General features: G+C 68.6%; 18 protein-coding genes, 1 tRNA gene and 1 pseudogene. 9 read left to right on the forward strand and 11 right to left on the reverse strand.

Annotation, left to right across the window (positions count from 1 at the left end; all coding sequences use genetic code 11):
• Nucleotides 1-94: 94 nt before the first annotated feature.
• Nucleotides 95-2,365, forward strand: a complete 2,271-nt coding sequence (metE, locus tag N2652_04970; GenBank protein ID MCX7818549.1) for a 5-methyltetrahydropteroyltriglutamate--homocysteine S-methyltransferase — start codon at nt 95-97, stop codon at nt 2,363-2,365.
• A gap of 346 nt (nt 2,366-2,711) precedes the next feature.
• Here the strand turns inward: metE and N2652_04975 are convergent, their stop codons facing one another.
• The 4 genes from N2652_04975 to eno all read right to left on the reverse strand — a co-directional run bounded on the left by N2652_04975 (nt 2,712) and on the right by eno (nt 5,586).
• The gene (locus N2652_04975) at nt 2,712-3,605 is read right to left on the reverse strand and encodes a DMT family transporter (GenBank protein MCX7818550.1); all 894 of its coding nucleotides are present in this window, start codon (nt 3,603-3,605) and stop codon (nt 2,712-2,714) included.
• Between the two features lie 42 nt (nt 3,606-3,647).
• Entirely contained in the window at nt 3,648-4,133 is a 486-nt protein-coding gene (locus N2652_04980) for a PTS sugar transporter subunit IIA (protein MCX7818551.1), read from the reverse strand.
• A 31-nt stretch (nt 4,134-4,164) separates the two neighbouring features.
• Nucleotides 4,165-4,241 (reverse strand) — tRNA-Pro (locus N2652_04985).
• Nucleotides 4,242-4,296: 55 nt separating this feature from the next.
• Complete coding sequence (gene eno / locus N2652_04990) at nt 4,297-5,586, reverse strand: phosphopyruvate hydratase (protein ID MCX7818552.1); 1,290 nt, start codon at nt 5,584-5,586, stop codon at nt 4,297-4,299.
• Nucleotides 5,587-5,752: 166 nt separating this feature from the next.
• On the opposite strand from eno, the gene N2652_04995 reads away from it, so the two are divergent.
• From N2652_04995 to murC, 5 genes are read left to right on the forward strand one after another with little or no spacing between them, the layout of a single operon-like run.
• A complete protein-coding gene (locus N2652_04995; protein MCX7818553.1) occupies nt 5,753-6,460 on the forward strand; it encodes a ComF family protein in 708 nt (235 codons plus the stop codon).
• 44 nt (nt 6,461-6,504) lie between these two features.
• Nucleotides 6,505-7,377, forward strand: a complete 873-nt coding sequence (gene accD / locus N2652_05000) for an acetyl-CoA carboxylase, carboxyltransferase subunit beta (protein ID MCX7818554.1) — start codon at nt 6,505-6,507, stop codon at nt 7,375-7,377.
• The gene (locus tag N2652_05005) at nt 7,374-8,786 is read left to right on the forward strand and encodes a bifunctional folylpolyglutamate synthase/dihydrofolate synthase (GenBank protein MCX7818555.1); all 1,413 of its coding nucleotides are present in this window, start codon (nt 7,374-7,376) and stop codon (nt 8,784-8,786) included. The genes accD and N2652_05005 overlap by 4 nt, the downstream gene beginning before the upstream one ends.
• Nucleotides 8,783-9,892: an undecaprenyldiphospho-muramoylpentapeptide beta-N-acetylglucosaminyltransferase gene (gene murG, locus N2652_05010; GenBank protein MCX7818556.1), complete on the forward strand. Its 1,110-nt coding sequence runs from the start codon at nt 8,783-8,785 to the stop codon at nt 9,890-9,892. Before N2652_05005 ends, murG begins: the two co-directional genes overlap by 4 nt.
• A complete protein-coding gene (gene murC / locus N2652_05015) occupies nt 9,870-11,285 on the forward strand; it encodes a UDP-N-acetylmuramate--L-alanine ligase (protein MCX7818557.1) in 1,416 nt (471 codons plus the stop codon). Before murG ends, murC begins: the two co-directional genes overlap by 23 nt.
• A gap of 30 nt (nt 11,286-11,315) precedes the next feature.
• Here murC and N2652_05020 read toward each other — a convergent pair whose 3' ends face one another.
• Together N2652_05020 and N2652_05025 are read right to left on the reverse strand one after the other, a co-directional pair.
• The gene (locus tag N2652_05020; GenBank protein ID MCX7818558.1) at nt 11,316-11,639 is read right to left on the reverse strand and encodes a hypothetical protein; all 324 of its coding nucleotides are present in this window, start codon (nt 11,637-11,639) and stop codon (nt 11,316-11,318) included.
• A gap of 100 nt (nt 11,640-11,739) precedes the next feature.
• Complete coding sequence (locus N2652_05025) at nt 11,740-12,357, reverse strand: YceI family protein (protein ID MCX7818559.1); 618 nt, start codon at nt 12,355-12,357, stop codon at nt 11,740-11,742.
• Nucleotides 12,358-12,691: 334 nt separating this feature from the next.
• Here N2652_05025 and N2652_05030 point away from each other — a divergent pair, with 334 nt between their 5' ends.
• The 3 genes and pseudogenes from N2652_05030 (at nt 12,692) to N2652_05040 (ending at nt 16,074) form a co-directional block, all read left to right on the forward strand.
• Entirely contained in the window at nt 12,692-13,501 is an 810-nt protein-coding gene (locus tag N2652_05030) for a hypothetical protein (protein ID MCX7818560.1), read from the forward strand.
• Nucleotides 13,498-14,430 carry a TraB/GumN family protein gene (locus N2652_05035; GenBank protein MCX7818561.1) on the forward strand — a complete coding sequence of 311 codons (933 nt, stop codon included), beginning with the start codon at nt 13,498-13,500 and terminating at the stop codon, nt 14,428-14,430. Before N2652_05030 ends, N2652_05035 begins: the two co-directional genes overlap by 4 nt.
• A 1,128-nt stretch (nt 14,431-15,558) precedes the next feature.
• A pseudogene (locus tag N2652_05040) lies at nt 15,559-16,074 on the forward strand (radical SAM protein).
• 318 nt (nt 16,075-16,392) lie between these two features.
• Here the strand turns inward: N2652_05040 and N2652_05045 are convergent.
• The 5 genes from N2652_05045 to N2652_05065 all read right to left on the reverse strand — a co-directional run bounded on the left by N2652_05045 (nt 16,393) and on the right by N2652_05065 (nt 19,686).
• Nucleotides 16,393-17,091 (reverse strand): cytochrome c biogenesis protein CcdA, encoded by a 699-nt coding sequence (locus tag N2652_05045; GenBank protein MCX7818562.1) that lies wholly within the window; start codon nt 17,089-17,091, stop codon nt 16,393-16,395.
• Between the two features lie 31 nt (nt 17,092-17,122).
• Nucleotides 17,123-17,560 (reverse strand): thioredoxin family protein, encoded by a 438-nt coding sequence (locus N2652_05050; GenBank protein MCX7818563.1) that lies wholly within the window; start codon nt 17,558-17,560, stop codon nt 17,123-17,125.
• Entirely contained in the window at nt 17,557-17,838 is a 282-nt protein-coding gene (locus tag N2652_05055; protein ID MCX7818564.1) for a thioredoxin family protein, read from the reverse strand. The genes N2652_05050 and N2652_05055 overlap by 4 nt, the downstream gene beginning before the upstream one ends.
• 139 nt (nt 17,839-17,977) lie before the next feature.
• The gene (locus N2652_05060) at nt 17,978-19,360 is read right to left on the reverse strand and encodes a permease (GenBank protein ID MCX7818565.1); all 1,383 of its coding nucleotides are present in this window, start codon (nt 19,358-19,360) and stop codon (nt 17,978-17,980) included.
• Nucleotides 19,357-19,686 carry a metalloregulator ArsR/SmtB family transcription factor gene (locus N2652_05065; protein ID MCX7818566.1) on the reverse strand — a complete coding sequence of 110 codons (330 nt, stop codon included), beginning with the start codon at nt 19,684-19,686 and terminating at the stop codon, nt 19,357-19,359. Before N2652_05065 ends, N2652_05060 begins: the two co-directional genes overlap by 4 nt.
• Nucleotides 19,687-19,832: the final 146 nt, after the last annotated feature.

Below are 19,832 nucleotides of genomic sequence, written 5' to 3' on the forward strand. Positions count from 1 at the left end.
GCCCGCCTCGCCCGTCGGGGCTTGACACAACCCGATTCCTCGCGAATGTTGTGCGCCCGGCCGCCGCGAAGGTTGCCGCATCGGGAGCACGATCATGCTGACGCACACGCTCGGTTTCCCACGCATCGGCCTTCACCGAGAGCTCAAACGTGCCCAAGAGGCCTTCTGGAAGGGCGAACTCGACGAGGCAAGCCTCTTCGAGGTCGCGCGCGAGCTCCGACTCCGGCACTGGCAACTGCAACAGGCGGCCGGCGTGGACCTGGTGCCCGTCGGCGACTTCTCGCTCTATGATCACGTGCTCGACCACGCCGCGATGCTTGGCGCGGTGCCGGAGCGCTTCGGCCCGCCGCCCCCCCGCGTGGACACCACGCTGTATTTCAGGATGGCGCGGGGCGACCACAACGCCGCGGCGATGGAGATGACGAAGTGGTTCGACACCAACTACCACTACATCGTGCCCGAGTTCCGGCCGGGGATGACGTTCCGGCTGTCCACCACGCGGTTGTTCGATGAGCTCGACGAGGCGCTCGCGGCGGGTGTCCGCCCGAAGCCGGTGCTGCTCGGCCCGATCACGTTCCTGCACCTCGGCAAATCCGTCGAGCCGACGTTCGATCGCTGGTCGCTGCTGGCGGCGGTGGTCGCGGTCTACGAGCAGGTGCTCGCCAGGCTTCAGGCCCGTGCGGAGTGGATTCAGATCGACGAGCCGGTCCTCGCGCTTGACCTATCGCCGGACATCCTGGCCCGCTTCGCTCCCGTCTATGCGAAACTGAAGGCGGCGGCAGGCAGCGCCCGCCTCCTGCTGGCGACCTATTTTGGCGGGCTGGGACCCCACACCGATACCGTCGCCACTCTGCCGGTGGACGCGGTGCACCTCGACTGCGTTCGGGCGCCCGATCAGGTGGCTGCGCTGCGTGGCTGGTTGCCCGAGCGGATGTGGGTCTCGCTCGGCATCGTCAACGGACGGAACATCTGGCGCGTCGAGGCAGATCGCGCGCTTGCGCTGATTCGCCGCGCCGCCGATCAGATCGGCGCGGAGCGGTTGATGCTCGGCACCTCCTGTTCGTTGCTGCATGTGCCGATTGATCTCGACGCAGAGACCGCACTTGATCCGGAGCTGAGGTCCTGGATGGCGTTCGCGAAACAGAAGTGCGCGGAACTTCGACTGCTCGCCGACGCGTTCGAGGGACGCGCGGACCCGCACGCGCTCGAGTCGAACCGCGCGGCGTGGGCGTCGCGCCGGGCAAGCCCGCGCGCGGTACGCAGCGACGTCCGTACGCGCCTTGCGGCGATCACACCGGAGATGGCCCGCCGCGCCTCACCCTTCAGCGTCCGCCGCCGCGCGCAACAGCAGGCGCTCCGGTTGCCGCTGCTGCCAACGACCACCATCGGCAGCTTTCCCCAGACCGCGGAAATCCGCGCCGCCCGCGCGCGGTGGCGCTCTGGCTCGCTCTCCGAGGCCGACTACACCGCCGCGATGCGCGGATTTGTGCGCGACGTGATCCGCCGCCAGGAGGAGCTGGACCTCGACGTGCTCGTGCACGGGGAGCCCGAACGCAACGACATGGTCGAATACTTCGGCGAACAGCTCGACGGCTTCTGCTTCACCCGCAACGGCTGGGTGCAGAGCTACGGCAGCCGCTGCGTGAAGCCGCCCGTGATCTATGGCGACGTCGCGCGCAGCCGCCCGATGACGGTCGAATGGATTCGCTACGCGCAGTCGCTCAGCTCGCGCCCGGTCAAGGGCATGTTGACGGGGCCCGTCACGATTCTGTGCTGGAGCTTCGTGCGCGACGACCAGCCCCGCGCGGACACCTGCCGGCAGATCGCGCTCGCGATCCGGGACGAAGTGCTCGACCTCGAGCGTGCCGGCATCCGGGTGATCCAGATTGACGAGCCCGCGTTCCGCGAGGGCGCGCCGCTGCGCACGTCAGACTGGCCGGCCTATTTCGAGTGGGCGGCGGAGGCGTTCCGGCTGGCAGCCGCCGGCGTACGGGACGAGACGCAGATCCACACCCACATGTGCTACAGCGAGTTCAACGAGATCCTGCCGTGGATCGCCGAGATGGACGCGGACGTGATCAGCATCGAGGCCAGCCGCAGCCGAATGGAGCTGCTGGCCGCCTTCCGGCGCCACGGCTATCCGAACGACGTCGGCCCCGGGGTCTACGACATTCACAGCCCGCGCGTACCCTCGGAAGAAGAGATCCTGGAGCTGCTGCGCCGTGCGCTGGAGGTGATCCCGCCAGAACGGCTCTGGGTGAACCCTGACTGCGGTCTGAAAACCCGCGAATGGCCCGAGACCACCGCGTCGTTGCGAAACATGGTCGCAGCGGCTAAGCGGTTGCGTCGCGAGCTTCAGCGCTGAACCTCGCCGGCCGTCCTTCCCGATCCGCTACCTTCACCCCGGAACACGGCGGCCGCCCGAACGGTCGGAAATTAGCGCCTGGCGAGGCGGTCCGGAATTCTTCCCCTCGCGCGACGAAGGTCACAGACGACCAGCCCGGCCGGCACTACGTTCGAGGGTGTCCGGCCGAGGTGAAACCTCGGTGTCAAACCACCGCGCCGCATCCTTCGGGTGCCGCGGGTCGCGCACTGCTCCACCCCGCCACCGCTCGGCTTCCGCCTCTGCTTGACCGGCAGCGGCATCTTCAGACGCGGTGCGCGTCAAACGAGTGCTCGATACGACCGCTCACGCCGACCGTCGCACGTCTTCACCAGCGCCGGAAGAGCAGCGCTACCCCCAACACGGCGAGCACCGCTCCGATCAACGCGCGGCTGGTGATCCGCTCCCGCCCGACCGCGCGACTGAGCGGCAGAATCAGCACGGGGGTGGTCGCCGCAAAGGTCTGCGCCAAGCCGGCGGGAATGCGGCTTAACGCGTAAAGCATCAGCGTCACCCCGAGGAACGGCCCCATCAGTGCGCCGAGCGCGACCAGTGCCAGCGCGCGATGATCCCGCAGGGCTCGTTTCAGCCGCCCCCCTTCCCGGCGCGCGATCGCCAGCAGCGCAAAACAGGTCGCCCCCCCCAACATCCTGAGCGCCGAGGCCCCCCATACGGAGCCGAACCCCGGCAACCCCTCCTTGGCCAGCACCATGCCGAACGCCTGGCCCATGCTGCCACCGAGCGCCAGCGCGTAGCCCCGCGCCGTTCCACGCCGCCTCCCCGTTGCCTCCTCGCGCTCCGTCACCACCGTCATCACGCCCGCCAGCGTCACCGCCATGGCGCCGTATTGTCCAACTGAAAGCCGTTCGCCCAGCCGCACCGCCGCCAGCACCACGGTGAGCGGCGGCGCCAGCGACATCACCAAGAGACTGTGCCGCGGTCCGATCTCCACCAACGCACGAAACAAGCAAAGGTCGCCGAAGAAGTAACCGGCAACACCAGAGAGCAACAACAGCGCCCAGCTGCGCGGCGGTGCCTCGAGCGGGAGGAGCGAGCCGGTCTGCCATGCCACCAGCCCGATCACCAGCGGCAACGCCACAGCGAACCGCAGCACATTGACCGGAATAGAACCGATCCTCTCGCCCGCCAGCGAGAAGGACATGGCGCTGACCGTCCAGCAGACCGCAGTCAGCAGCGCGGCCCACTCGCCCGCCCGGGTCACGGCCGCTCAGCGCCCCGGCCGGCGCGGTGCACCGCCCCGGGCCTACATCGTGCCATTCCGATCGTCCGCCGTCTGCCCACCGGCCGGGTACAATACCCGCGCGATCTCGTCCGGGGTGCGCGCGGCCAACACCTGCGCACGGATTTGCTCGTCGCCCAGCAGGCGCCCGATTTCCGCCAGAAACTGGATGTGGGGACCGGCCCGATTGAGGGGCGAGAGCGTCATCACGAAAATCGTCGTCGGCTTGCCATCAATCGAACCGAACTCGACCCCTTCCGGTTTGGTCGCCAGCGCCGCGATCAGCCGGTCGACCGCGTCGGTCTTCGCATGGGGCAGTGCAATGCCGTTTTGCAGCGCGGTCGGCATCCGGGCTTCCCGTTCCCGCAATGCCTTCAGCGCGGCCGCACGGTCGAGCACCACGCCCGATCCGACGAGAATATCCAGCAGCTCCTCGATGATCTCCGGCTTCGTCCGCCCCCGCAGGCCGACGCGTATCGTTTCTTCCGGGAGGATCCGCCGCAAATTCATTGTTGCACCATCCCTGCGGCAACGCCGGCCGTGGTCGGGGCGGTGGGATTTGAACCCACGACCTTTTGGTCCCGAACCAAACGCGCTACCAGTCTGCGCTACGCCCCGATGCCCGAAGCCGGTGGAGTCTATGCGCCAGCCCCCACCGCTTCAAGCCTTCCGCTCACACGCGGTCGCCGAAGATCCGCCCCCCGTACACCGCGTCCTCGCCGAGCACGTCGGCGATTCGCAGCAGCTGGTTGTACTTGCAGATGCGGTCAGTCCGGCTCATCGATCCGGTCTTGATCTGACCGGCGTTGGTCGCAACCGCAATGTCCGCGATCACCGCGTCCTCGGTCTCCCCGGACCGGTGGCTGATCACACAGGTGTAGCCCGCGCGCTTCGCCATCTCGATCGCGTCCAGCGTCTCCGTGAGCGTGCCGATCTGGTTCACCTTGATCAGGATCGAGTTGGCGACGCCCATCTCGATGCCCTTCTTCAAAAACTTGGTGTTCGTCACAAAGACGTCGTCGCCGACCAGCTGGATCTTTGAGCCGAGCCGCTCGGTGAGCAGCTTCCAGCCTTCCCAGTCGCTCTCGGCCATTCCGTCCTCGATGCTGATGATCGGATACTGGCGGACCCACGACTCCCAGTACTCGACCATCTGCTCCGCGGTTTTCTGTGAGCCATCGCTCTTCTTGAACACGTATCGCCGCTTTTTGGGGTCGTAAAACTCGCTGGCCGCCGGGTCCAGGCAGATCGCAACGTCCCGGCCCGCCTTGTAGCCGGCCAGCTCGATCGCGGACATGATCGCGTCCAGCGCGGCGACGTTGCTCGGCAGGTTCGGTGCAAACCCACCCTCGTCTCCCACCGCCGTGCTCAACCCCATCTTGCGCAGCACGCTCTTCAGCGCGTGAAAGACCTCCGCGCCCCAGCGGACCGCCTCGCGGAAGTTCGGCGCGCCGCGAGGGCAGATCATGAACTCCTGCACGTCCACCGGCGCGTCGGAATGCGCGCCACCGTTCAGCACGTTCATCATCGGGACCGGCAGCACGCGCGCGGACGTCCCGCCGATGTACCGAAACAGCGGCAACCCCAGCATTTCCGCCGCCGCACGCGCGGTCGCCAATGAAACGCCCAGAATCGCGTTCGCGCCCAGCTTCGACTTGTTCGGCGTGCCGTCGAGCTCCCGAAGCAGCCGATCCAGCCCGACCTGGTCCAGCGCATCAAAGCCCAGCAGCTTCGGCGCGATCGTCTCGTTCACGTTCTGGACGGCCTTCAGCACCCCCTTGCCGAGATACCGTTTCTTGTCGCCGTCCCGCAGCTCCACCGCCTCATGCTCGCCGGTGGAGGCGCCGGACGGCACCGCGGCCCGACCCGTCGTGCCATCGGCCAGCGTCACCTCGACCTCGATGGTCGGATTTCCACGAGAATCGAGAATCTCCCGCGCAAACACATCCATGATTTCGGACATCGTCTGAGTCTCCATTTTCGTGTTGCGCCCTCCGCAGCCCGCGCGGAAAGGACATACGAGATTGCCCCGCACAGCCCCCGGATTCAAGCCGGAACGGCACGCCGACCCTCCACAGTTGCGCCCCTCGTCCGCGCCAACGACAATCCCCCTCCAGGAGCAACCCCGCATGGTGCCGCAAGGCTGGCTCGACTGGCTGTACCCGCGCTTCTGCGCGGGCTGCGGCGGCCATGTCTCTGAGCCGGCTCGCCACCTCTGCTGGGATTGCCGCGCCGCCGCCTCCTTCATCCAGCCGCCCTACTGCGACCGCTGCGGCGACCCGGTCGGCGGCCGCGTGGACCGGCCCTTCCTCTGCGCGCTGTGCGAGGACCGCCAGCAGGGATTCGACGTGGCGCGCTCGGTCGTTCGCCACGAGGGTGTGATCGCCCAGGCGATCCGCGACCTGAAATATCACGCCCATCTCTGGTTGGTGGCGGACCTCGCCGACCTGCTGGAGGCGGGTGTGCGCACACACTTTGCGGCGATGCAGTTCGATTTGGTGTCGTGGATACCGTTGCACCCGGCTCGCCGTCGCGAACGCGGTTTTAACCAGGCCGCGGAGCTCGCCCGCGAGCTCGCCGCGCGTCTCGGACTGCCGGCACGAGGCACCGCCGCCCGCATTCGCCACACCGCCACTCAGACCCGGTTGACCCTCGCGGAGCGGGCTGCTAACGTGCGGGACGCGTTCCGGCCGGTGCACGCGCGCCGATGGCGCGGCGCCCGCGTGCTGCTGGTGGACGATGTGATGACCACCGGCGCGACCGCACACGCCTGCGCCCGCGCACTGCGCGAGGGTGGTGCCGCGAGCATCGCGGTGATCACCGTTTCGCGCGGGTGAGCAGCGCCCGCGGCAGGCGCCGGCCTGGGAGCTTCGACATCGCGATGGCCCTGTTCGGCAAAAAAGCCCGCTACACGAGCGTGACGGTCCGCAAGCGCGACATCCCCGACGGCCTGTGGACCAAGTGTCCCAGCTGTGGCGAGATCGTCTACCGCAACGCGCTCGCGGAGGCGCTGCAGGTCTGCCCGAAATGCCAGTATCACTTCCCGATGTCGCGGGCGGAACGCATCGCGCTGCTGGCCGAACCGAACTCCTGGCGCGAGTGGGACGCGGACCTCCGCAGCGCAGACCCGCTGGAGTTCACCGGCACCGCCTCCTACCGCGAGAAGCTCGAGGAGAACATCCGCAAGACCGGCCATCTCGATGCGGTGAGCTGTGGAACCGCGCGAATCGGCCCGCACGAGGTCGGCCTCGGTGTGATGGATTTTGCGTTTCTGGGAGCGAGCATGGGGTCGGTGGTCGGCGAAAAGATCACCCGCCTGATCGAACGCTCCACCGCCGCACGGCGGGCGGTGGTGATCGTGTGCGCATCAGGCGGCGCGCGAATGTACGAGGGCATGCTCAGCCTGATGCAGATGGCGAAAACCAGCGCGGCCTGCGCGCGCCACCGCGACGCAGGGCTGCCCTACATCGCGGTGCTGACCAACCCGACGACCGCCGGTGTGATGGCAAGCTTCGCGACGCTCGGCGACGTGATCATCGCGGAGCCCGGAGCGCTGATCGGCTTCGCGGGTCCCCGCGTGATTCGCGAAACCACGCAGCAGGAGCTGCCCCCCGGCTTCCAGACCGCGGAGTTCCTCCTCGAGCACGGCCTGCTCGACGCGGTCGTGCACCGCCGCGACCTGAAGACGGTGCTGGTCCGTCTGCTCGATTACCTCTCTCCCGCGGGCGCCTCCGCCCCGCCGCCGGCACAATGAGCGACCGCGGCGCCGCGGAACCCGCGGCCGGCGCCGCCCGCCTGCCAACGGCCGACGCGCTGGCGCGCCTCTACCGTCGTGCGACGTTCGGCATCCGGCCGGGCACCGAGCGCGTCGCCCGCATGCTCGACGAGCTCGGTGTCCAGCTGCGGCATCGCACAACGCCGCCGCTCGCGTTCGCGCACGTCGCCGGCACGAACGGCAAGGGCTCGGTCTGCGCGATGATCGAGGCGCTCGCGCGGGAGCACGGCCGACGCACCGCTTTGTATACCTCACCGCACCTGGTGCGGTTCCACGAGCGCATCCGCGTGGACGGCCGACCCATCGGCGACGCGGCGCTCGCCACGCATATCCTGGAGGTGGAACAGCTCGCCGACCGCCTCTGGCCGGAGGCGCCCAGCGCACCGACCTTTTTCGAGGTCGCCACCGTCGTCGCGTTCCGCCACTTCGACCTCGTCGGCGCAGACGTGCGCGTGATCGAGGTTGGAATGGGCGGAGCGCTGGACGCAACCAACGTGTTGCGGCCCACCGTCGCGGTCATCACCGGCATCGATCTCGATCACACTCGCCACCTCGGCGACACCCGCGCCCAAATCGCGCGGGAGAAGGCCGGCATCATTAAGCCCGGTACCCCCGTCGTCATCGGACCCTTGCCAGAGGACGCCCGCGAGGTGGTGGAACGCACCGCCGCGGAGCGTGGCGCGCCGCTGTACGTCGCGACCGATCTTGTCCGCGGGCACCGGCTCGGCACTGGCCCGGACGGGCAGCTGGTCGAACTTCACGGCGTCAGCGGCGTTGAGCTGCGCGCCCGCCTGCCGTTGCTGGGCCCCCACCAGACGGACAATCTGGCGACGGCGATGGCAGCCTTCGAGCTACTGTTGCGCCGCATCGCGGAAGACGGCGGACCGCCGGACTGGCCCACCCGCCCCGACGCCGCCGCCGTCCGCCGTGCGATCGAGTCCGTCGTGTGGCCCGCACGGATGCAGCGATTGGAGACCGAGCCCGAAGTGTGGCTGGATGGCGCGCACAATCCTCAGGCGGCCAGAGTGCTCGCAACCACGCTCGCGGAGCTTGGTCCCCGGCCCACCGCGGTGGTCGCCGGCATGATGGCCGACAAGGACGCCGCGGGCTTTTTTCACGCGCTCGCGCCGCAGGTCGCATGCGCCTGGACGGTGCCGGTCGCCAACGAACGAGCGGCCGCACCCGCGGAGCTGGCGCGCGTCGCGGTCGCCTGCGGTATCTCCGCAGAACCCGCCGGCTCCCTCGAGGAGGCGATCGCCAGAGGCCGCGCCTGGGCGGCGGCTCGCAGCGGCCGCCTGTTGATCACCGGCTCTCTCTACCTCGCCGGCGAGGTGCTCGCCGCCCGCGGTGGCGAGCATCTCTTCGACCCCCCTCCCGCGCCGCGGTGAGCCTGCACATCCAAATCGCCTGTGGCGGCACCGGCGGACACATTTTCCCCGGCCTGGCGACCGCAGAGGTTCTGCGCGAACGCGGCCACGACGTCGCACTGTGGCTGGCCGGCAAGGACATCGAAGCGGCGGCCGTGGAGGGATGGACAGGACCCGTGATGTCCGTCGCCGCAGACGGCTTTCCGCGACGCCTGCTCGACTGGCGCAGTCTTCGGGCCTCATGGCGGCTGCTGCTGGCGGTGCTGCGGTGCCGCCGCCGGATGAGGGACTCGCCGCCGGATGTCTTGCTGGGCATGGGCAGCTATGCGTGCGTTGCGCCCATCCGCGCCGCAGTCGCGCTCGGCCGGCCAGTCGTGCTGCACGAGGCCAACGTCATTCCCGGACGCGCGGTGATGTGGCTTTCCCGTATCGCCACCGCCGTGGCCGCCTCGTTCGAAGAAACCCGTTACCACCTTCGACGGCTCGAGATCACCGTCACCGGGCTGCCGCTGCGCCGCGACATCGTCCGCCGCGCGCTCGAGCTGCAGCGCCAGGCCCGGCCACCCGCTCCCTTCACCGTCCTGGTGATGGGCGGCAGCCGCGGCGCGCACCGGCTAAACGAGGTGATGGTCGCGGCAGTCCGCCGGCTCGGCCCCGCAGCGCGGACTATGCGATTCCTCCATCTCACCGGCAGCGCGGACGAAGCCGCCGTCCGGACCGCCTACGACCGCATGGGGTTGGACCACCAGACTCGGGCGTTCACGCTGGACATGGCCGCGATGTATGCGGCCGCCGATCTGGCGATCTGCCGCGCCGGCGCGACCACCTGCGCGGAGCTTGCGCTCTTCGGCACGCCCGCCCTGCTGGTGCCGTATCCCTACGCGGCGCGAAACCATCAGCTGGCGAACGCGCGCGCGTTCGCTCGCCACAACGGCGTGCATGTGGTCGAGGAACGCGACCTCGAAAGCGGCTGGCTCGCCGACTATATCGCCGGCATGGCCCGCGCTCCGGAACGGCTCGACCGCATGCGGGCCGCGATGCGTCGGCTTGCCCGCGCGGACGCCGCCGAGCGCCTCGCAGACCTCGTGGAGGCGGTCGCCCACCATGAGCGCGGCCACCCCGATTGAGACGGCACTCGCCCGGCTTGAGGCCGGCGGCCGCGTTCACCTGATGGGTATCGGCGGTGTGGGCGTCGCCGGTCTCGCCCACCTTCTCGCCGCCCAGGGCTTCTCGGTGTCGGGGTGCGATCCGGCGGCGACCCGACTCCCCCGCGCGCTGGCCGCCGCCGGCATCTCCGTGGCGGCCGGCCACGCCCCCGCCCACCTGCAGCCGCCGCCTGACTGGCTCATCCGGTCCGCCGCGGTCCCCCCCCATCACCCGGAAATCGCCGAAGCGCACCGTCTCGGGATTCCCGTGTCGCGGCGTGGCGAGGCGCTCGCCGCACTGACCTACCGCGCCCGCGGACTTGCAGTTGCCGGCACCCACGGCAAGACGACCACCACCGCCATGCTCGTCCAGATCTTCCACGCCGCCGGCGTGGCTCCGTCCTTCGCGATCGGTGGCGAAGTGGAGGCACTCGGCGGCGTCGCGGGCGGCGGTCAGTCTGACTGGCTGATCGTGGAAGCCGACGAAAGCGACGGCACGCTCGCGTTCTACTCGCCCGCCATCGCGGTCGTCACCAACGTGGACCTCGACCATCTCGAACATTTCCGCGACCTCGCCGAGTTCCGCGGCGTCTTCGAGAGGTTTGTGCGTCAGACCCGCGAGGTCGCCTGCCTTTGTGCCGACGACCCCGGTGCCGCCGCGCTGGCCGCTATCGCGCCCCGCCGAGTGCTCTACGGGCTCGACGACCGTGCCGACGTCCGCGCCGGTCACCGCAAAGCCGGCGGTGGACGACAACGCGCTGGGATATCGATCGGCGGTCGATTTGAAGGCGAACTGGAACTGCCCGTCCCCGGTGTGCACAACCTGCGGAACGCGCTCGGCGCGATCGCAGCCGCCACGGCCGCGGGAGTGCCGCCTGCGACCTCGTTGATGGCGCTCGCCCGGTTCCGGCCGGCGCGCCGGCGCATGGACGTGCGCGTCGAACGGCCGGATTTGTTGGTCGTTTCCGACTACGCCCACCATCCGGCCGAAATCCGCGCGCTGCTGGAAGCGGTCCGAGAAACGTGGCCCGCTCGGCCGCTCCTGGTCGCATTCCAGCCGCATCGTTACACGCGCACTCTGGCGCTGCGCAACGAGTTTCCTCCCGCGTTCCGCGCGGTCGAACGGTTGTGGCTGGCGCCGGTCTATGCGGCCTCGGAGCCGGTTCTAGCCGGCGGTACCGCGGAAGACCTGCAGGCCGAGTTTTTCCGGCAGGGCCGTACCGACGTCCGTCTGGCCAACAGCCTGGACGACCTGTGGGCGGCGCTCGAGCGCGAGCGGCGGCCCGGCGATCTGGTCCTGTTCGTCGGCGCTGGCGATATCGAGGAACTGGCCGACCGCGCGGCACGAGAGTGGGGCGGCGAGATGGCCCGATAGTCCGCCACCCGCGCGACACCGCCCTTCTGCTCAGCGGCGCGGCCCACAGAAGGGAAACGGCGGAAGCGGGCGCGAAAACGCGGGCGGCGCGCACGGCGGATACACCACCCAAACGGGCGGCCTCCCACAGAAACGGTCACCTGCCGCGACGCGGCCCGGCACCAGCACCCAGCCAGGTATGACGATCACCGGCCGCACAGGCACCTCCGCGCACCACGGCGCCATCACCGCCGGAGGTGGGTGACCGCGCCATTCCGAGCCGATCCGGAGCCGCACCACCACCCCGCCCGCATACGCGGAACCGCTCAGCACCCCCACCACGACAACCGCCAGCCACCATCGTGACCGCATCATTCGACGGCCTCCTTCGGCGTCCGTACAACCCGCCAATTTGAAGGACGTCGTCCTTGCCCGATTATTCACACCATCCAACGCCGGAGCCTACCCCACCGCCTCACCTCGGCGACTGTCCCACAATCGCACCCCGGATCTGCACCTCGTCCGCGACCTGACGAAACTCCGGATCCTTTGTCATCCCAAACTCGGTCCGTCGCACCGAAAACGCGGTGCGCAGCACGAGCAGATCACCCGTCGCTCCCTCCATCCGCTCGCCGAGACGGCCGGGCAGATGAGTGGCCACAATCTCGATCGTCAACGGCCGCTCCACCCCGCGGCACCGGAACATCCCCTCCGCCCGAAGCCGCCAACGGTTCTCCCCCTCCGACACCGCCGATGCGATCTTCCGGATCTCAAAACGCAGCGCCGGGTGTCGGTCCGCGTCAAACCAGTCCGCTCCCATCGCCACCCGTGTCATCGTCGGATTGACGAACCGCACCGAGCGGGTTTCAACTTCGATGTACCCCGCAGTCTTCTCCGGCGCGCCTGGATCAAACTCGATTTCCCCGCTCACACCGCCGGCAAGACCCACGATCGGTTCCACCGCGGTATCGAGCAGAATGTGGAGACCGTTCACGCCCTTGGGGTCACGAAAGTCGTAGACCCTGGGCCCCGCAGCGACCGCCGTCGCAACGACGAGGCCAAGCACACCTACACGCATCCTTCTCGGGTTCATCGTTCCTCTCCTTTTCGCTCACCAAAGACCGTTCCCTCTCGCACGAGATTGTCAAGGGAGATGCCCGCAACCATCGCGCAGACCTGGAGGGCAACGGTACTGGCATCGCAGGCGGATCTGTGGCAGATTCATCAGCGTCACCAAGGAGTCAGACGCGATGACGCACCACCCCAGCCGTCGAGGATTCCTGAAAGCCTCCGTCGCCAGTGCGTTCGCAACGCCACTGGTCATCAGCGCCGAAGAGCGCCACCTGTTGGCGGCCCGGCCACCTTCCACGCCGCCCGCGACCAGAAACCTCCCGCAATGTCCGGTTGGGAAACTCGGCTCTACGACCGTGAGCCGTCTCATCTGCGGCGGCAATCTGATCAGCGGCTACGCGCACAGCCGCGACCTGATCTACGTCTCACGACTGCTGAAGGCGTACTTCACCGATGAGAAGGTGATGGAAACCTGGGCGATCTGCGAACGGCATGGGATCAACACGATGATCATGAACCCCTCCGATCGCCGCGCTCTGGAACTCTACCGCACCTATCGCCGCAACGGCGGCCGCATCCAGTACATCGCCCAGCTCGACGGCCAGCCGAACGGCATGGATCGGTGCATCGAAGAGGCGGTCGAGTCCGAGGCAATTGCAATGCTGCTGGTGGGCAACCTCGGCGACAAGTGGTCCCGCGAGGGAGAGGCCGGCATCGCGCAGATCCGGGACTTCGTCGCGAAAGTCCAGGCGCACGGCGTGCTGGCCGGTGTCGCCGGCCACGAAATTCGGACCGCAAAGGTCTGTGAGGCGGCCGGCATCGCGCCCGATTTCTATATGAAAACTCTCCATGGCAATCAGTATTTCTCCGCGCGACGGCCGGACCAGACCAAGGACGTGATCGACAATTACGCGGTGGACAACTACTGGTGCAAAGACGCGGAGGAAACCATCGAGTTCATGGCTTCGGTGAAGCGCCCCTGGCTCGCGTACAAAGTGTTGGCTGCCGGCGCGATCCGACCGCGCGACGGCTTCCGTTACGCGTTCCAGAGCGGAGCGGATTTCTGCGTGGTCGGCATGTTCGATTTTCAAATCACGGAGGACGTCGTCGTCGCCAACGAGGTCCTCGCACAGCTTTCCGGGCGTACCCGGCCCTGGATCGCGTGAGCCGGCCGGCGCGTCGTTCTCCGTTCCGGCTGCTTGCGAGCGTGGGGTTATGTGCGCTCACAGTCGGAGCGACGGAACCACCTCCTCCACGGGCGCTGGCGTGGATCGCGCGAAAAGGGGACGCCGTGCTGCACCTCATCGGCACGGTGCACGCCGGCGAGGCCGCCTCGCCATGGCCCGACGAAGTCGAGTGGTGCTGGCGCGCGACGACCGCACTGGCGGTGGAGGCGAACATCTCCGACGAGGCCGCGATCCGGGCTCTGACTCGGCGCTACGGCTTCACCCAGGACCCGACTGCGACCTGGGGCGAACACTGGAACCCCGCGCTGCAGCAACGCCTGCGAAATGCGCTCGGCGAACTCCCTCCGGACGCGCATCACATGCGGCCGTGGCTGGTCGCTCAGTCGCTCGTGGTCGCCCATCTGGTTCGCGAGGGGTTCCATCCCGACCAGGGGCTTGACGCGCGACTGATCCGTCGCGCGTACAACGAACGGCGGCCGATCATCGAGCTCGAAGGCGTAGAACGTCAGCTTCGAATTTTTGCGGACGCACCGCCCGACATCCAGATCGCGATGCTCATCGAGGCGCTCGAGGATATCGAGTCCGGCGAGGCCGCGCGCGAAATCCGCCGGATTGTGACCGCCTGCAACACCGGCGATCTCGCCGCGCTGGAAACGCTCTTCCACGAGCTGTCGCGGCGCAACCGGGCGGCGGACCGCTATCTCTTCCGCCGGCTGTTCGCAGAGCGGCATCCCGAAATGATCCGCGCGATCGAACGGGCGGCGGAAGGTGGCGAGCGCCCTCTGATTGCAGTGGGTGCGCTGCACTTTGTGGGGCCCGACGGGTTGCCCGCAATGCTCGGGCAGCGAGGGTGGCGCGTCGAACGTCTCTCCGCGCCACGCGTCCCCGTGTCTTCCTCCGCCCCCTAAGGGGGCACCCCGAAACAGCGTGAGGCATGGTGGGACCGAGCCGGCCCTCCCTTTCCCCCCTCGGCGCGCTCAGCCCACCTCGCCCATTGCCCCTCACCGCTTCACCGTCCTAGGATGGTGTTTGTGGCGACCCACTCCACCATTTTGCTCGTCACGCCGCCGCTGATCGCGCCGAACGCGCCGTACCCGGCAACGCCGCAGCTGTGCGCTTTCCTGCGGCGCGCGGGATGGCACGCGGAACAGGCGGACCTTTCGATTGAGCTTCTGGTGCGCCTTTTCTCACGGCAGGGACTGTCGGTGGTCGCCGAGCGGGTCGCCCGCGGACGTCCGGACCATCCCGCTGTGCGCCGCTGGCTCGAACGACGGTCCGAGTACCTCGCCGCGATTGAGCCCGCCCGCGAGTTTCTGGCCGGTGGCCGCCCCCATCCGCCGCCGCTGCCGCGCGGCCCCCGTTTTCAGTTTTTGGAGGAGCTGCGGCGCACCGGTTCGCCGCTGGCCACGCGGGCGGAGCAGGACGAACAGCTGCTGGCCAGTCTCTTCTTTGACGATCTGTTTGATTTCTTGCGGGCCGGCGCGGATCACCAGTTCGGCTACTCGCGCTACGCGGAGCGGCTGGCGGCGACGGCCGGCTCCTTCACCCCCCTGTGCCGCGCGCTCGCCAAACCGCCCGGCCCGATCGAGCAAATGCTAGAGGAACTCGCCACTGAGCGACTCGAGCGCCACCGTCCCTTGCTGCTCGGCCTCACAGTGCCGTTCCCGGGGACGTTGTACGGGGCGCTTCGCATCGCGCGCGTTGCGCGGCAGGTCTCACCGGCGACCTGGGTGGTGCTCGGCGGCGGGTACGTGAACACCGAGCTTCGCGATCTACGCGATATGCGATTGTTTGAGCACGTGGACGCGCTCGTCTACGACGACGGTGAAATTCCATTGCTGCGCTTGGCCGAATGGCTCGCCGCCGGTCGGCGGGGGTCCCCACCCCCGCGTGTGGCCACCCGCGACCGCCCGCCAGCCGTCACACTGGCCAATGGCGGCCAGGGCGAGGTGCTCCCGCATCGCGACCGACCTGCGCCGGACTATCGCGGCCTGCCTCTGCATCTGTACTTCTCGGTCGCCGAAACTCCCAATCCAATGCTGCGGCTGTGGACCGATCGCTTCTGGAACAAACTGACGCTCGCGCACGGCTGCTACTGGCGCCGCTGCGCCTTCTGCGACACCTCGCTCGACTACATCGCGCGGTTCGACCCGGCCGACGCTGCCACCGTCGAGCGCTGGATGGACGACGTTGCCGCTCAGACCGGGCGGCACGATTTCCACTTCACCGATGAGGCCGCGCCACCGGCGCTGCTGCGCGCGTTGGCCGACCGCCTCGCAGCGCGTGGCGCGCCCTACCGCTGGTGGGCGAACGTCCGGCTGGAAGCGCACTTCGACGCGCAGACCGCCCGCGAGATGGCCCGGGGCGGCTGCATCGCAGTCACCGCCGGTTTGGAGTGCGCACATGACCGGTTGCTGAGCGAGATGCGCAAAGGAATCACCTGCGCGGAGGCCGCCGCGGCATGTGAGGCGCTCGCGAGCGCCGGCATTCAAGTTCACCTGTACCTGATGTACGGCTATCCGGGCCAGCAGTACTCCGAGGCGGTCGAAGCGCTCGAGTTTGTCCGCATGCTGTTTCGGACCGGCCGGATCCAGTCGGCCTACTGGCACCGGTTCGCGTTGACTTGCCACAGCCCGCTCTATCGCCGCGCGCGCGAGCTGGGGCTGCGCTGTCGCGAGCGGTTCGGCGGCTTCGCGCGGAACGAGGTCCCGTTCGAAGAGCCCGGCGCGCCGGACTGGAACGCGATCGGCGAGGGGCTACGGCGCGCCACCTACAACTGGATGCTTGGCGTGGGCCTGGATGTGCCGGCACGCAACTGGCTGCCGCCGCCCCAGGCGGGCCGGGGAAAACCCTCCCGCCCTCGTGCCGCATCACGGCGCGGTGTAGATCAACCACAGCGCGGCCAGAATCACCAGCGCTCCGCACACCCGCCGCACGACTTGCGACGCGCTCGAGTCCCGATTCCACGCCAGAACACGCTCGACCCACCCGAAGCCGATTCCCGCCGCCGCAATCACCGCGCAGTGGCCGATCCCGTAGGCCAGCAGCAGCAGCGCGCCGTACGCCGGACGCAAGCGGGCAGTCTGCAGCGCGACCGCGAGCATCGGCGCGAGGAACGCAAACGTACAGGGCCCCAGCGCGACCCCGAACGCCAGCCCCAAGAGCAGCGCGCCGCCCAGCCCCCTCCGCCCCTTCCCCGCTGACATCGCCGGCGCAGGCAACGGGATCACGTCCAGCAACGCCAGGCCGATCACGAGGAAAATCGCTGCCACCAGCCAGTTTCCCCAGCCACCGAGATCGCCCAGCATGCGCCCCGCCGCCGCGGTCACCACGCCCACCAGCACAATGGTCACCAGAATGCCAAGCGCGAACGAGAGGGAAATCGCAAACGCTCGGCGCGTGCCCACCGCCCCCTGCCGGCCAAGATAACCCACCACCAGCGGAATGCTCGCCAGATGACAGGGGCTGAGCAGTACACTCAGCACCCCCCAGACCCCCGCGGCCATCAGCGCCGGCACGGGCGAGCCGCGGACCGCCCCGCTCAACGAGGTGAACAGCCGCTCGAGCACCGCTCACTCCCATCGAGATCGCGCGGACGGCCTACCAGCGGTACCCAAGCTCCGCCCACTTCTGCAGGATCTCCTCTTTCGCCATATACCCCTCGTGTCGGAACAGCTCCCGACCGTCGGGCGCCAAAAAGATTTGCGTCGGAATGATCCGGACATCATACCGCTGCGCGGTCGCCTTGTCCGTGATCACGTCGTGGGCCTCCACCACCAGCTTTCCGCGGAGCTCACGCTGCAATTCGTCCAGAACCGCAATCATCATCTTGCAGGGCACGCAGTGACCTGCACCGAAGTCGAGCAGGCGAGGACACCCCGCCGGCGGCGGCAGCTCGCCGGGCGGGACGGCGGGACCTGCGGCAACGAAGCCGATCTCTCCGAGCCGTACCGATGGCCGGCTCAGCCGGACTTGACGCGCCAGCACTGCGACGGCCACCGCGCCGGCCACCGCGACGAGCACCCGCGCGCGATTCATGCACCCGCCGCTCCGTTCGAGCGCCCAGCCGGCGGCACGCCGGCGACCGCGCGCAGGTGCGCACCGATCTCCTCCGGCGACAGTACCCGACCGGCGCTCTTCACCGTTCCGTTGATCGCGAGCGCGGGCGTCATCATCACGCCAAACTTCAAGATCTCGGACAGCCTCTCGATCTTCTCAATCCGCGCGTCGAGGCCGAGCGCAGTGACCGCCGCTTCCGCGTTCGCGGCCAACTGGCGGCATTTCGCGCATCCCGTACCTAGAATTTGCACCGTGATCATCGTTCTATCCCCCCGGGTTCATCCCGCACATTGTCTCGCCGCCGATCATTCGCCACGGTTTCAGCCCGTGCTGTCCGGCCAGCGGCCACCGCCCCGACCGCACCCCGGCCGGGCCGCTGCCCGCGGTCCCTCCCACTCATCCCATGAGCATACCGAAGAGCAATCCGCTCAGCGATGCCATTGCCACCACCAGCCCGATGTATGTCAGCGTCTTTCGCGGCCCCAGAATCGAGTTGATGACCAGCATGTTCGGCAACGAGAGCGCCGGGCCGGCCAGCAGCAGTGCCAGCGCCGGCCCCTGCCCCATGCCGCTGTCGATCAGCCCCCGCAGGATCGGCACCTCGGTGAGCGTGGCAAAATACATCAGCGCGCCAGCGACCGACGCGAACAGGTTCGTCCACACGGGCCAGATGATCTCAAGCCAGCGGGGACAGACCGCGCCGTCGCCACCCAACAGCGCCAGCGCCGCGCAGGGCGAATCGCCCACCAGCGCTTGAACCCATCGGTTCGGGATAATGCCCGCATCGGTGTGTTCGGGACTACCGAGGAAAAAGCCCGCCGCCAAAACGCCGACCAGCAGCAACGGCAGGATCTGCCGGGCGAACCCCCATGTCTCGTCGCGCCACGCCCGCAGCTCCGCGTGAGGACCAAACAGCAGCGCGGTCAGCCCCGCCACACCGAACGTGAACGCGAGGACGGGCCGATGTGGCCACACAGCGGCGGCCACCGCCGATGGCGTTGCGGCCAGCAACAGCTTCCACGGGCGCACACCGAAAAAGCGCCAGAGGCTCACTGCCAGCAGCCCCGCGCAGACCGCGCTCAACCCCCACTTCGTACGATAGACCGCCCACCAGAGCCCGGCCGCCGCCGGGGGCCTCGCCCAGTTCGCGAACACCAACACGCCCACCATCGCCGCAAAATGTACCGCCACCGCCCACAGCGGTCGCCCGGGTCCGCTACCCTCCCCCGGGGGCCCCGACGCTGCGACCGCGCCTCTGCGCTCCTCCTCCCGACGAAACATGAGCTGCATCAGCAGGCCGATCACCACGCTGAACAGCACCGCCCCAATCCCGCGCGCGACGCCCAGCGGAGCGCCCAAGACCCGCGCGGTCAGCACGATCGCCAGCACGTTGATCGCCGGGCCGGAGTAAAGGAAGACGATCGCCGGCCCCAGCCCCGCGCCGCGCAGGTAGATTCCGCCAAACAGCGGCAGCACCGTGCACGAGCACACCGCCAGCACCGTGCCGGAGACCGAGGCGACCGTGTAGGCGAGCCATCGGTTCGCGGTCGGCCCGAAATACCTCAGCACCGCCGCCTGGCTCACGAACACCGCGATCCCGCCCGCGATGAAGAGCGCGGGCACCAGGCACAGCAGCACGTGCTCTCGCGCATACCAGCGCGCCAGCCGCAGCGACTCCACCAGCGCGCTCTGCAGCCGCGGCGAATCCACCGGCAACCAGTACAGCAACGCGAACACCCCGCCGATCGCGAGCAGTCGCCGCAGTTCCGTTCGGCTCATCTGGAACGCCTTCTCCCCACCGACGCGCGCCGACCAATCAGCTGCCGCATGCAGCGAATCGCCTCCAGTACGCAGGGCCACGCCAGCCGGTACATCACCCGCGCACCGTCGCGACGCTCCGCGACCAGCCCTGCGTCGCGCAGCTGCGCCAGATGCCGCGACACCACCGACGGGTCCAACCCCAGCTCCCGCACAAACTCACAGCCGCACCGCTCCGCGCGCCGCAGGCCCAGCACAATCCGCAACCGCGCCGGATGCGCGAGCGCCTTCATCGCCCTCGCCAGCGCCACGAGCTCCGCGGCCTCCTCACGCTGCGCCACGGTCATGTGGTTATCTTATGCAATTTTGCACAAACATGCAAAATAAAGGCAAGCCTCGGTTCGCCGTCTCGGGAATCTGCCCAACTCGGCTGCCTTCGCTGGAGCGGGATCAGCCTCGCCGCACACGGTCGGCGACGAACCCCCCGCCGGGC

It is taken from the genome of Kiritimatiellia bacterium, assembly GCA_026417735.1.
Classification (GTDB): Bacteria; Verrucomicrobiota; Kiritimatiellia; order PWTM01; family PWTM01; genus CAACVY01.

Coding starts and splice junctions, on each gene's coding strand:
- N2652_05020 (MCX7818558.1), bottom strand. CDS start 11,639: ATGATGCGGTCACGATGGTGGCTGGCGGTTGTCGTGGTGGGGGTGCTG.
- N2652_04995 (MCX7818553.1), top strand. CDS start 5,753: ATGGTGCCGCAAGGCTGGCTCGACTGGCTGTACCCGCGCTTCTGCGCG.
- N2652_05050 (MCX7818563.1), bottom strand. CDS start 17,560: ATGAATCGCGCGCGGGTGCTCGTCGCGGTGGCCGGCGCGGTGGCCGTC.
- accD (MCX7818554.1), top strand. CDS start 6,505: ATGGCCCTGTTCGGCAAAAAAGCCCGCTACACGAGCGTGACGGTCCGC.
- N2652_05065 (MCX7818566.1), bottom strand. CDS start 19,686: ATGACCGTGGCGCAGCGTGAGGAGGCCGCGGAGCTCGTGGCGCTGGCG.
- murC (MCX7818557.1), top strand. CDS start 9,870: ATGAGCGCGGCCACCCCGATTGAGACGGCACTCGCCCGGCTTGAGGCC.
- N2652_05060 (MCX7818565.1), bottom strand. CDS start 19,360: ATGAGCCGAACGGAACTGCGGCGACTGCTCGCGATCGGCGGGGTGTTC.
- N2652_04980 (MCX7818551.1), bottom strand. CDS start 4,133: ATGAATTTGCGGCGGATCCTCCCGGAAGAAACGATACGCGTCGGCCTG.
- N2652_05025 (MCX7818559.1), bottom strand. CDS start 12,357: ATGAACCCGAGAAGGATGCGTGTAGGTGTGCTTGGCCTCGTCGTTGCG.
- eno (MCX7818552.1), bottom strand. CDS start 5,586: ATGTCCGAAATCATGGATGTGTTTGCGCGGGAGATTCTCGATTCTCGT.
- N2652_05005 (MCX7818555.1), top strand. CDS start 7,374: ATGAGCGACCGCGGCGCCGCGGAACCCGCGGCCGGCGCCGCCCGCCTG.
- metE (MCX7818549.1), top strand. CDS start 95: ATGCTGACGCACACGCTCGGTTTCCCACGCATCGGCCTTCACCGAGAG.